Below are 12,128 nucleotides of genomic sequence, written 5' to 3'. Positions count from 1 at the left end.
ACTGTCTCGACAACGCCGCGATGGAAAGCTTCTTCGCGGTGCTCAAGTCGGAGTTCTTCTATCTCAACAAGTTCGGCAGCATCGACGAACTAAAAACGGGTCTCAAGAAATACATCCACTATTACAATCACGACCGCATCAAGATGAAACTAAAAGGGCTGAGTCCTGTGCAATACAGAACCCAGCCCTTGGCCGCTCATTAAACCAACCGTCCAACTTTACAGGGTCAGTTCACGGGCGCGCTTTTCCTTTTTGGGTTTCGTAGCGTGGGCGGATTCCACCCGCGCGGTCAAATCACAGTCATGCTGCCAGTACGACTATTCACATTCTCACTATCACCGCGCCGCCATCAGCACTCGCGCAGCCCCGCCAGATACGTATCCATCACCGCCCCGCCCATCTCAACCAGGTCGTAGGCATCGGTATCGAACAGCCAGTTGCGGATCAGGCCATCCATGATGATCCACATGCCGTTGGCCACCGTCACCGGATCGAGGTCCTGCCTGACGCTGCCCAGGGCCTTGGCCTGCTTCAGGCGCGTTTCGACCCGCTGCATCCAGATCAGCTGCTTTTCGCGCCGCCCCTCGCGCATGATGACGGCGTCGGCCACGAATTCCATCTTCAGCGTGACGATCTCGAACACGCGCCGTGCTTTCGGATCGCCGGCTGTCACCCGCAACACCGTCATCACATACTCGCGCAAGTCCTGCACCGGATCGCCGCCCTCGTTCGCGTCGAGCAGCAGCATTGCTTCTTCGAGCGGCATTTTTACGCGCTCCATCATGGCCTGCAGCAGCGCGCCCTTGTCGAGGAAATGCCAATAAATCGCGCCGCGCGTCACGCCCGCTTCGCTGGCAATATGCTGTAAAGTTGTCCTCGAAACGCCTTGTTCAGCGAACAATTTTTCAGCAGCGTCCAGGATGCTGTCGCGGGTAGCCGCAGCCTCCGCCTTGGTTTTACGTGCCATCTTTTTCCTTGCCCTGAATTTGAAGGGCGCCTCAAACATTAAACATACAACCGTGATAGTATATAAAACTGCCCGCAATAGCCAGTGACGATTCGTATGGAGTGGAAATATGCACGCATACGGGAGTCGCACTAATTACAGAAGGAAAGCACACGTAATGCGCTCGAACCACTCCAACCTCTCCCTGACCCGGATCACCGCCGGCACCCTGATGGCCGTCGCCCTGCTGTCGGCCTGCGGCAAGAAAGACGCCGCCCCGGCCGCTGGCGGCCCGGGCGGCGGCATGCCGGCGCCGGAAGTCGGCGTCATCACCACCAAATTCGAGCCGGTCGCCCTGCAGACGGAATTGCCGGCGCGTGCCGAGCCGGTCCGTACCGCCCAGGTCCGCGCCCGCGTCAACGGCGTGGTGCTCAAGCGCCGGTTCACCGAAGGCAGCGAAGTCAGGCAGGGCCAGTCCCTGTTCCAGATCGACCCGGCACCCTACCAGGCGCAAGTGGCTGCAGCGCAGGCCGACCTTGGCCGCGCCCAGGCCACCCTGAGCCAGGCCGCGTCGCTGGCCGAGCGCTACAAGCCGCTGGTCGAGGCCAATGCTATCAGCAAGCTGGAATACACGAATGCCGTCGCCGCGCAGAAACAGGCCGAAGCCGCCGTGGCGGCCTCGCGCGCCCAGGTGCGCATCGCCCAGATCAATTCGGGCTATGCCAACGTCAATGCGCCGATCTCGGGCCGCATCGGCCGCGCCCTGGTGACCGAAGGCGCCCTGGTCTCCGCGGCGGAAGCCACCCAGATGGCGCTGATCCAGCAGAATGACCCGATGCACCTGAACATCACCCAGTCGGCCACCGAGCTGCAGCGCCTGCGCAAGCAGGCCGGCGGCGGCGCGAAAGACGCCCCGGTCACCGTCATGCTCGACGACGGCACCGAGCTGCCGACCCGCGGCCGCCTGCTGTTCTCGGACGTCACCGTCGACCCGAGCACCGGTCAGGTCACCCTGCGTGCGACGATCCCCAATCCGGACAATACCCTGCTGCCGGGCCAGTACGTGCGCGTGCGCCTGTCGCAGGCCCAGCTGCCCAACGGTATCGTGGTCCCGCAACAGGCCGTCACCCGCGGCGGCGCCCAGGGCGATACCCTGATGGTGGTCGGCGCCGACAACAAGCCGGCCCCCCGCACCGTCAAGATCGGTTCCCAGCAAGGCAGCGCCTGGGTCGTCACCGACGGCCTGAAAGAAGGCGAGCGCGTGATGGTCGACGGCTTCCAGAAACTGCAGATGCTGCCGCCGGGGACCCCGGTCAAGCCGGTGCCATGGTCGCCGGGCACCGCGGCCCCTGCCGCCGGTGGTTCGGCGCCTGCCGCAGCCGCACGCTAACGCGCCAACGCCAGTCAAGAACAGGATTTCACATGGCACGTTTTTTCATTGACCGCCCTATTTTCGCCTGGGTGATCGCGCTGTTTATCATGGTGATCGGCGCGGTCTCGATCACCCAGCTGCCGATCGCACAGTATCCGAACGTGGCCCCGCCATCGATCGTGATCAATGCCGCCTATCCGGGCGCCTCGGCCCAGACCCTGGAAGACTCGGTCATCTCCGTCATCGAACGCGAGATGAACGGCTCGCCGGGCCTGATCTACATGGAATCGAGCAGCTCCGCCAACGGCAGCGGCTCGATCACCCTGACGTTCGAAACCGGCACCAATCCGGACCTGGCCCAGGTGGACGTCCAGAACCGCCTGGCGCGCGCCACCCCGCGCCTGCCGCAGGCGGTGAACCAGCAGGGCGTGCGCGTCGACAAGGTGCGTGCCAACTTCCTGCTGTTTACCATCCTGTCCTCGAGCGACCCGAAATGGGACCCGATCGCGCTGGGCGACTACGCCTCGCGCACGGTGCTGCCGGAGATCCAGCGCATCAAGGGCGTCGGCACCGCACAGCTGTTCGGCACCGAGCGCGCGATGCGCATCTGGATCGACCCGGCCAAGCTGGTGGGCTTCCGTCTATCCCCAAGTGACGTCAACGCCGCCATCCGCAGCCAGAACGCCCAGGTGGCCTCGGGCACCATTGGCGAACTGCCGCTGGCGCAGGGCCAGGAAATCAGCGCCACCGTGGTCGTCACCGGCCAGCTCTCCACCGCCGAACAGTTCGGCAACATCGTGCTGCGCGCGAACCCGGACGGCTCGACCGTGCGCCTGAAGGACGTGGCCCGCGTCGAAATCGGCGGCCAAAGCTACTCCACCTCCGCGCGCCTGAACGGCAAGCCGTCCACCGGTATCGGCGTGCAGCTGGCGCCATCCGGCAATGCGCTGGAAACCGCACGCCTGGTGCGCGAGCGCATGGATCAGCTGTCGAAGTTCTTCCCGCCCGGGATGAAGGCCACCGTGCCGTTCGACAGCTCGAAATTCATCGACATCTCGATCGAGCAGGTGCTGCATACCCTGATCGAAGCGATCGTGCTGGTGTTCCTGGTGATGTACCTGTTCCTGCAGAACTTCCGCTACACGATCATCCCGACCATCGTGGTGCCGGTGGCGCTCCTTGGTTCGCTCGCGACCCTGCTGGCGCTGGGCTATTCGATCAACGTGCTGACCATGTTCGGCATGGTGCTCGTCATCGGTATCGTGGTCGACGATGCCATCGTGGTGGTCGAGAACGTCGAACGCATCATGAGCGAAGAAGGCCTGAGCCCACTGCTCGCGACCCGCAAGGCCATGGGCCAGATCTCGGGCGCCATCATCGGCGTGACCGTGGTGCTGATGTCGGTGTTCGTGCCGCTGGCTTTCTTCGGCGGCGCCGTCGGCAACATCTACCGCCAGTTCGCGGTGGTCATGGTGTCCTCGATCGCCTTCTCGGCCTTCCTGGCGCTGTCGCTGACCCCTGCCCTGTGCGCGCACCTGCTCAAGCCGGTCGAAGCGGGCCACCACCACGAGAAGAAAGGCTTCTTCGGCTGGTTCAACCGCCGCTTCAGCCGCACCGCCAAGGGCTATGAAGGCTGGGTCGGCAAGATCATCCGGGGTTCCGGCCGCGCGCTGGTGGCGTTTGTCCTGATCGTCGGCGTGGTGGGCCTGCTGTTCGCCCGCATGCCGAACTCCTTCCTGCCGAACGAAGACCAGGGCTATGTGATCGCCAACATCCAGTTGCCGCCGGGCGCCACGCTCGAGCGCACCAACGAGGTGATGCGCACCGCCGAAGCCTTCATCATGAAGCAGCCGGAAGTGGCCAACATGGTCAGCGTGCTGGGCTTCTCGTTCTCGGGCGCCGGCCAGAACATGGCGCTGGCCTTCATCCCGCTGAAGGACTGGAGCGAGCGCAAGGGCCCCGATTCGAGCGCCCAGTCAGTGGCCAACCGCATCATGGGCGGCCTGTCCGGCGTGCGCGATGCCTTCATCTTCGCCCTGTCGCCGCCGCCGATTCCCGAACTGGGACGCGGCACCGGCTTTACCTTCCGCCTGCAGGACCGCGGCGGCGCCGGCCACAATGCCCTGCTGGCGGCGCGCAACCAGCTGCTCGGCATGGCCTCGCAGAGCAAGATCCTGGCCGGCGTGCGTCCGGAAGGCCTGGAAGACGCGCCGCAGGTGATGCTCGACATCGACCGCGACAAGGCGCAGGCGCTGGGCGTGACGTTCGACGCGATCAACAGCGCGATCTCGACCGCGCTCGGCTCGAGCTATGTGAACGACTTCCCGAACGCCGGACGCCTGCAGCGCGTGGTGGTGCAGGCCGAGGCCAGCGCCCGCATGCAGCCGGACGACCTGCTCAAGCTCAATGCTCTCAACACCCAGGGCCAGCCGGTTCCGCTGTCCTCGTTCGCCACCACCCGCTGGGTGACCGGCCCGATGCAGACCATCCGCTACAACGGCTATCCGGCGATGAGCATTGCCGGCGACGCCAAGCCGGGTTATGCGACCGGCGACGCGATGGCCGAGATGGAAGCGCTGGCAGCCAAGCTGCCGCCGGGCTTCGCCTTCGAGTGGACCGGCCAGTCGCGCGAAGAAGCGCAATCCGGTTCGACCATGGGCATCCTGATGGCCTTCTCGATGCTGGCGATCTTCCTGGCGCTGGCCGCCCTGTACGAGAGCTGGTCGATCCCGGTGGCGGTGCTGCTGGTGGTGCCGCTCGGTATCCTCGGCGCGATCCTGGCGGCGATGATGCGCGGCTATCCGAACGACGTGTACTTCAAGATCGGCCTGGTGACCATCATCGGCCTGGCGGCGAAGAACGCGGTCCTGATCATCGAGTTCGCGAAGGACTTGCAGGCGCAGGGACGCACGCCGATGGAAGCGGCAATCGAAGCGGCGCACCTGCGCTTCCGCCCGATTATCATGACCTCGCTCGCCTTTATCCTCGGCGTGCTGCCGCTGGTGATCGCAGGCGGCGCCGGCTCGGCATCGCAGCGCGCCATCGGTACCGGCGTGATGGGCGGTATGATCACGGCTACGACGCTGGGCGTGCTATTCGTGCCGATGTTCTTCGTGGTGGTGCGCAAGCTGTTCAAGGGCAGCGAGCGCCAGCGCAAGAAGTACGCACATGAAGAAGAAGCTGCCGCCGCAGCGGCAGTCCACGAAAAAATCTGATCGCCATGATGAAAAAAACTAATTTACTGGTAAGGCTGGCGCCCATGGCGCTGGCACTGACGCTGGCAGGCTGCATGTCGCTGGCGCCGAAATACGAGCGCCCCGCGGCCCCGGTGGCGCAGGCATTCCCTGACATGCCGAAGCCCGCCAACGCTCCTGCCGCCCTGGTGGCGAACGAGGCGCCCAGCACCCTGGCCTGGCAGCGCTTCTTCCAGGATGCCCGCCTGCGCGGCCTGATCGAGCAGGCGCTGGTGAACAACCGCGACCTGCGCATCGCAGTGGCCAACATCGAGCAGGCGCGCGCGCAGTTCCGCATCACCCGCGCCGACCGCCTGCCGACGGTGGGCGCCGGCATCACCGGCCAGCGCCAGACCACCGGCGAAGACCAGCCGATCGAGAGCGTCTACCAGGCCGGCTTGGCCGTCTCGTCCTTCGAACTCGATTTGTTCGGCCGCGTGCGCAACCTGTCCGATGCCGCGCTGGCGCAATACCTGGCCACCGAAGAAGCGCGCAAGACCACGCAAATCAGCCTGGTCGCGTCGGTCGCCAACGCCTACCTGCAATTGCTGGCCGACGAAGAGCTGCTGGCGATCACCCAGCAGGCGCTGGGCACGCGCCAGGAATCGATGCGCCTGACCCAGCTGCGCTTCGATAACGGCGTGACGTCGCGCGTCGAATTGCAGCAGGCACGCTCGCTGGTGGAAACCGCCCTGACCACGCTGGCAGCAACGCAGCGCCAGCGCGCCCAGGACATCAACCTGCTCACGCTGCTGGTGGGCGGATCGATCGATCCGAACCCGGCCGGCACCACCCTGGCCGCGACCGAGTTGCCGGACCTGCCGGCCGGCCTTCCCTCCGACCTCCTGATCAACCGCCCGGACATCCGCGCGGCCGAGCAGCAGCTGATCGGAGCCAATGCCAACATCGGCGCGGCGCGCGCGAACTTCTTCCCGCGCATCACGCTCACCGGCAGCGTCGGCAGCGCCAGCACCGAGCTCTCCGGCCTGTTCAAGAGCGGCACCTTCGGCTGGACCTTCGCGCCGCAGGCGATCCTGCCGATCTTCGACTACGGCCGCAACGTGGCGGTGCTGGGCTCTGCCAGAGCCGGCCGCGACATCGCGGTGGCGCAGTACGAGCGCTCGATCCAGACCGCTTTCCGCGAAGTGGCGGACGCGCTGGCCGGGCAGTCGACCTTCAGCGAGCAGCTGCGTGCGCAGCGCGCGGTGGCCGAAGCCGAAGCCGACCGTTTCAACCTGGCCGACCTGCGCTACAAGAACGGCGCGGCGAGTTACCTCGACCTGCTGGACGCGCAGCGTTCGCTGTTCCAGGCGCAGCAGGCGGCGGTGCAGGCGAATTTGCAGCGCCTGCAGAACCAGGTGACCTTGTACCGCGTGCTCGGTGGCGGGTGGAGCGAGCCGGTGACGCCGGTGGCGGCGCGCTGAGCGTTTCGTGACCGATGACAAGCCGGGCTGTTCGCAGTCCGGTTTTTTTGCTGACCTTATCGGCATGCACGCAAAATCGGGTTCCCGCCTGCGCGGAAACGGCGTGCAAAGGCAGCGTGTCGACATTCAACCGAAAATGCTCGACGTAAAGACCGTCATACGCGCCACTGGCGCCTACGACTTCCCGCGAAGGCGGGATCCAAGTACGATCCGCAGCCAGTAGCCCAGCCCAACAGCGCGCGCTGAGCCGTGAACGATGGGCTGAATTGAAGCGCGGAATTGACGCGGCGCGGCTTGGCCGATGTGGCTACACTGGACGCATCGACGGTGAAGGCTGCTGCTAGAGTGCCATGCGCAAATTCTCCCGCTCACACTGGAAGATCGTCATTGCGATCCTGCTTGCGATTGCGCTGGCCACGCTGACCATGGAAACCGATTCCGCCCCGTCCGCTCCGGCCCTGGCAGCGCGCCTGCGCGGCCACGTGCAGGCGATCGCCAGCGAAGAACACGACACCGCTACGGCGCGCCAGCTCGAGCAGGCGGCGCGCCACATCGAATCCAGCTTGCAGGGCTTCGGCTACCGGCCGCACCGCCAGGAGTACAAGGCCGGCGGCCAGAAGGTACGCAATATCGAAGTCTCGGTATCGAACACGGCGCCGCGCGCGAAGCCCGAGCGCATCTTCATCGTCGGCGCACATTACGATTCCGCATCTGGCGCACCGGGCGCCAACGACAACGGCAGCGGTACCGCGGCCGTGCTGGAACTGGCGCGCCTGCTGAAAACCATGCAGCCGAGCCGCGGCACCGAGGTGAAGTTCGTCTTTTTCGTGAATGAAGAACCGCCCTCGCAGTTGAAACATGCGATGGGCGAAGAAACGGGGAGCACGGAACATGCGCGGGCACTGAAGCAGGCCGGGCACAAGGTGGAAGACGCCTTGATCCTGGAGACGATCGGCTGGTATTCGGATGTCCCCGACAGCCAGCGCCTGCCGCGGGGACTGGGAAACCATTACCCGAGCACCGGCAATTTCATTGCTTTTGCGGGCACGCTGGAATCGTCGGCTCTGGTGCGCCAGGCGCTGGCGGCTTTCAAGGCGCAGTCCGACTTTCCCGTCGAGGGGCTGGCCGCGCTCGCTCACGTGATCGGCGTGACCCTGTCCGACCACGCCTCGTACAACGGCCACGGCTATCCGGCGCTGATGATCACCGACACGGCCTTTCTGCGTTACCCCTATTACCATACCGCCCAGGACACGCCGGACAAGCTCGATTACGCCGGCATGGCGCGCGTGGTCAAGGGACTGGCGCGCACCATCGAAGCGCTGGCGGGCGCGAAGACTATCTGAACCGGCGCAATGCCCGATGCAGCTCGACTAGTGAGAACCGTAGGGTGGGCGGCTTCGCCGCCGACGCGGCGATAGTTAGCGCAGGAAGACCGTACCGCGTCCATGCTACCGCTGGTTGAACGCGCGGGCAGAAAATCTGTCCACGCTACGATGAGCAGGTTTTCGTATTTCAACTAGCCAGGAACATCTCCTGCAGGTCATTCAAAAAGCGCTGGCCCAGCTCGGTCGGGCGGATCAGCTTGTGGTCGCGGTAGAGCAGGCCCTTGGCTTCGGCCTCGTTCAGGGCCTTGCCGATGGCGCTGATGTTCATGCCGGTGCGCTCGCCGAACAGATTCGGATCGAAGCCATCGACCAGGCGCAGGGTGTTGAGCATGAACTCGAAGCCCATGTCGGCGCGCGCGATCTCGTGTTCTTCCTGCACCGGGTTGCCGCGCCTTGCCGCTTCCATGAAGGAGTTTGGCTGCTTGTAGCGCGCCTGGCGCAGCACGCGGTGCGGGAAGGAGATCTTCGAATGCGCGCCGGCGCCGATGCCCAGGTAATCGCCGAAGCCCCAGTAGTTCAGGTTGTGCTTCGCCTGCTTGCCGGGCTGCGCATAGGCCGAGACCTCGTAGTGCTGGTAGCCGGCCGCGAGCGTCGCTTCCAGGATCATGTCCTGCATGTCGGCGCTCAGGTCGTCGTCCGGCAGCGCCGGCGGGTACTTCGCGAACACCGTGTTCGGTTCCATCGTCAGGTGGTACATCGACAGGTGGGGCGGCGCGAACGACATCGCCGTTTGCAGGTCCTGGCGCGCCTGCTCGAGCGTCTGCCCCGGCAGCGCGAACATCAGGTCGAGGTTGAAGTTGTCGAACGTCGAGCGCGCGATCTCCACCGCGCGCAGGGCTTCGGTTTCGTCATGGATGCGACCGAGGGCCTTCAGGTGGGCGCCATTGAAGCTCTGGATGCCGATCGACAGGCGGTTCACGCCGCTGTCGCGGTAGGACTTGAAGCGTTCGGCCTCGAAGGTGCCCGGGTTGGCTTCCATCGTGATCTCGGCCCCGATCTCGAGCGGCAGCAGCGTGCGCACATCGGACAGCAGGAGGTCGAGCCCCGCGGCCGACATCAGGCTCGGGGTACCGCCGCCGATGAAGACGGTGTGGATCTTGCGGCCCCAGATCATCGGCAGCGACTGCTCCAGGTCCAGGCGCACGGCGTCGAGGTAGTCTTTTTCCGGCAGCTCGCCCTTGGCCTCGTGCGAATTGAAGTCGCAATAAGGACATTTGCGCACGCACCACGGGAAGTGGATGTAGAGCGACAGCGGCGGCAAGGCCGCGAGGTTCAGCGCGCCAGGTTTCAGGTACTGGAGCGCAGTCGTCGCCGGCGAACGCGGCTCGCCCGGCGTGGGACCGGCGACTTTAATCGGGATCATCGCAGCTTCTCTACCAGGGCGCGCAGGGCCTGGCCGCGGTGCGAGTGGGCGTTCTTCACGCCAGGCTCGAGTTCGGCGGTGGTCTTGCCCAACGACGGGATCAGGAAGTGCGGATCGTAGCCGAAGCCGTTGGTGCCGCGTGGCGTGTCGATGATCTCGCCCTCCCACCGGCCGTCGGCAATGATGGGCTGCGGGTCGTCAGCGTGGCGCACGTAGACCAGCACGCAGTAGTAATAGGCGGATTTGTCGGCGTGTTGCGCCAGGTCGGCCACCAGCTTCTCGCTGTTGCGGGCGTCGGATTTCGGCTCGCCGGCAAAGCGTGCCGAATACACGCCGGGGGCGCCGCCCAGTGCGTTGACGCAGACGCCCGAGTCGTCGGCCAGGGCCGGCAGGCCGGTCAGGCGCGCGGCATGGCGGGCCTTGGCAAGCGCGTTTTCCACGAAGGTGCCGAAGGGCTCTTCCGCTTCCGGGACGTCGAATTCGCCTTGCGGGTGCAGTTTGAAACCGATGGGTTCGAGGAGCTGCGCGAATTCGGCGAGTTTGCCGGCGTTGTTGGAGGCGAGGATCAGGCGTCGGGTCATGGGGTGTTTGGGGTGTGGGTGGTGCGGAGGGTGGGTATTTTAGCGCGTTGGGGTGTTGCGTGCATTCGTGGCGGCGGTACGAACTTGGATTCCGCGCAGGCGAGAACCCAATTTTTCATCCGAAATCGCACCAGCGGATCAGCCAATCAGACCTAAAGACTGCTTCTGCAACCTGATCAACTCCGTAATCCCCAGCTGCCCCAGGTCGAGCAAGCGATTCATCCCCGCCCGATCAAACGCCGCCCCTTCCGCCGTCCCCTGCACTTCGATAAAGTGCCCCTGCTCGTTCATGACCACGTTCATGTCGGTATCGCAGTCCGAATCCTCGATGTAGTCCAAGTCCAGCACCGGCATGCCCTTGTACACGCCCACCGAGATCGCCGCCACGAAATGCTTCACGGGCACAGCCGGCAACAGGCCCTGCCCCACCAGGGCATTGAACGCGTCGTAGGCCGCTACCATGGCGCCGGTGATCGAGGCGGTGCGGGTGCCGCCGTCGGCCTGGATCACGTCGCAGTCCAGGTGCAGGGTGCGCTCCCCAAACGCTTCCAGATCAAACGCGGCGCGCAGCGAGCGGCCGATCAGGCGCTGGATTTCCTGCGTGCGGCCGCTTTGCTTGCCGCGTGCGGCCTCGCGGTCCATGCGGGTGTGGGTAGAGCGCGGCAGCATGCCGTATTCAGCGGTCATCCAGCCCTGGCCCTTCCCTTTGAGGAAGCCCGGTACCTTTTCTTCGATGCTGGCGGTGCAGATCACCTTGGTGTCGCCGCATTCGATCAGCACCGAGCCTTCGGCATGTTTGGTGTACTGGCGGGTGATGCGGATGCTGCGCAGCTGGTCGACGGTGCGGCCGCTCGGGCGTTGTTCGAAGCTCATGGGGTAGCCTTTATTATTTGAGTAACTGGGAAGATTTTTCGATCGCCTCGCGGATCTCGGCAATCGCCTTTTCGATTTCGTCTTCATCGAAGGCGTCTGCCCCCGAATTGGCAGGCTGGCCGGCCGTGATCGTCGAGCTGACGGCGTCTTCGGCCAGCATCTGGGTCGAGATCATGTCGGGCGAAGCGTTCGCTGCTGATTCTGCACCCTGCCAGGTAATTGCGAGCGCCGTCGTGTTGTCGCCGCGCGCCCCGCCGATGGCGGCCGACATCGCCACCATGTCGGGCACCGCCTGCACGATGTTCGACGTCGACAACCGGTGCACGATCTCGGTTTCCGGCAGCACCGACCACAGGCCGTCCGAACACAGCAGCAGCGTATCGCCGCGTTCCAGGCTGGCCTGGCGCGAGATCTCGATCTTCGGTTCCTGGCCGGCGCCCAGGCAGTTGTACAGCTTGTTGCGGTCGGGGTGGGTGTTGCGGTCGGACTCAAGCGCGCGGCCCTTGTCGATCAGGTATTCGAGGTGCGAGTGGTCGCGCGTGCGCGCCAGTACCTGGTTGCGGCGCACCCAGTACAGGCGCGAATCGCCGCAGTGCGCCCACACGGCGCAGTTGTGCTGCACCAGGCAGGCCACGATGGTGGTGCGCGGCGTCTCGGGCAGCTTGTTGGCTTCGGCATAGGCCAGGATGTCCCAGTGCGCCTGCTGCAGCGCTTCCTCGAGAAAGCGCTCGGCCTTCTTGATATAGGGACGGGCCTGCATGCGGAACATCATCGACAGGGTCTGCAGCGCGATGGTGGCGGCGATCTCGCCGCGCAGGTGTCCGCCCATGCCGTCGGCCAGTACCAGCAACAGCGCATCGCGCGTGAAGCTGTAGCCCATGCGGTCCTGGTTGACCTTGCGCCCGCCGATGTGGGTTTGCTGATAGACGGAAAACTGCATGCTGCCTC

Annotated in this window: 11 protein-coding genes; 6 read left to right on the top strand and 5 right to left on the bottom strand. The window is 65.0% G+C overall.

Annotation, left to right across the window (positions count from 1 at the left end; all coding sequences use genetic code 11):
* Positions 1–203 (top strand): IS3 family transposase (locus AC56K1_RS18770; RefSeq protein WP_497159312.1); only part of this gene is annotated, 203 nt, incomplete at its 5' end.
* A gap of 146 nt (positions 204–349) precedes the next feature.
* Here AC56K1_RS18770 and AC56K1_RS18765 read toward each other — a convergent pair.
* Entirely contained in the window at positions 350–967 is a 618-nt protein-coding gene (locus AC56K1_RS18765) for a TetR family transcriptional regulator (RefSeq protein WP_497159311.1), read from the bottom strand.
* A gap of 157 nt (positions 968–1,124) precedes the next feature.
* On the opposite strand from AC56K1_RS18765, the gene AC56K1_RS18760 reads away from it, so the two are divergent.
* The 5 genes from AC56K1_RS18760 to AC56K1_RS18740 all read left to right on the top strand — a co-directional run bounded on the left by AC56K1_RS18760 (position 1,125) and on the right by AC56K1_RS18740 (position 8,321).
* On the top strand, positions 1,125–2,336 hold the full coding sequence (locus tag AC56K1_RS18760) for an efflux RND transporter periplasmic adaptor subunit (RefSeq protein WP_497159310.1): 1,212 nt from the start codon (positions 1,125–1,127) through the stop codon (positions 2,334–2,336).
* A 32-nt stretch (positions 2,337–2,368) separates the two neighbouring features.
* A complete protein-coding gene (locus tag AC56K1_RS18755; RefSeq protein ID WP_497159309.1) occupies positions 2,369–5,533 on the top strand; it encodes an efflux RND transporter permease subunit in 3,165 nt (1,054 codons plus the stop codon).
* Between the two features lie 8 nt (positions 5,534–5,541).
* Positions 5,542–6,975 (top strand): efflux transporter outer membrane subunit, encoded by a 1,434-nt coding sequence (locus AC56K1_RS18750; protein ID WP_497159314.1) that lies wholly within the window; start codon positions 5,542–5,544, stop codon positions 6,973–6,975.
* A 7-nt stretch (positions 6,976–6,982) separates the two neighbouring features.
* Complete coding sequence (locus AC56K1_RS18745; protein WP_497159308.1) at positions 6,983–7,198, top strand: hypothetical protein; 216 nt, start codon at positions 6,983–6,985, stop codon at positions 7,196–7,198.
* Between the two features lie 127 nt (positions 7,199–7,325).
* Complete coding sequence (locus tag AC56K1_RS18740) at positions 7,326–8,321, top strand: M28 family peptidase (protein ID WP_497159307.1); 996 nt, start codon at positions 7,326–7,328, stop codon at positions 8,319–8,321.
* Positions 8,322–8,490: 169 nt separating this feature from the next.
* Here the strand turns inward: AC56K1_RS18740 and hemW are convergent, their stop codons facing one another.
* The 4 genes from hemW to AC56K1_RS18720 all read right to left on the bottom strand — a co-directional run bounded on the left by hemW (position 8,491) and on the right by AC56K1_RS18720 (position 12,120).
* Positions 8,491–9,726: a radical SAM family heme chaperone HemW gene (gene hemW, locus AC56K1_RS18735; protein WP_497159306.1), complete on the bottom strand. Its 1,236-nt coding sequence runs from the start codon at positions 9,724–9,726 to the stop codon at positions 8,491–8,493.
* Positions 9,723–10,307, bottom strand: coding sequence for an RdgB/HAM1 family non-canonical purine NTP pyrophosphatase (rdgB, locus tag AC56K1_RS18730; protein WP_497159305.1), 585 nt, complete (start codon positions 10,305–10,307; stop codon positions 9,723–9,725). Before rdgB ends, hemW begins: the two co-directional genes overlap by 4 nt.
* A 138-nt stretch (positions 10,308–10,445) precedes the next feature.
* A complete protein-coding gene (gene rph, locus AC56K1_RS18725) occupies positions 10,446–11,180 on the bottom strand; it encodes a ribonuclease PH (RefSeq protein ID WP_497159304.1) in 735 nt (244 codons plus the stop codon).
* A 13-nt stretch (positions 11,181–11,193) separates the two neighbouring features.
* Positions 11,194–12,120 carry a PP2C family protein-serine/threonine phosphatase gene (locus tag AC56K1_RS18720; protein ID WP_497159303.1) on the bottom strand — a complete coding sequence of 309 codons (927 nt, stop codon included), beginning with the start codon at positions 12,118–12,120 and terminating at the stop codon, positions 11,194–11,196.
* Positions 12,121–12,128 lie beyond the last annotated feature (8 nt).

Source organism: Telluria sp. ZB4P37, assembly GCF_059685855.1.
Note: the sequence above shows the minus strand (reverse complement) of the source record. Positions and strands in the feature narration are given on the sequence as shown.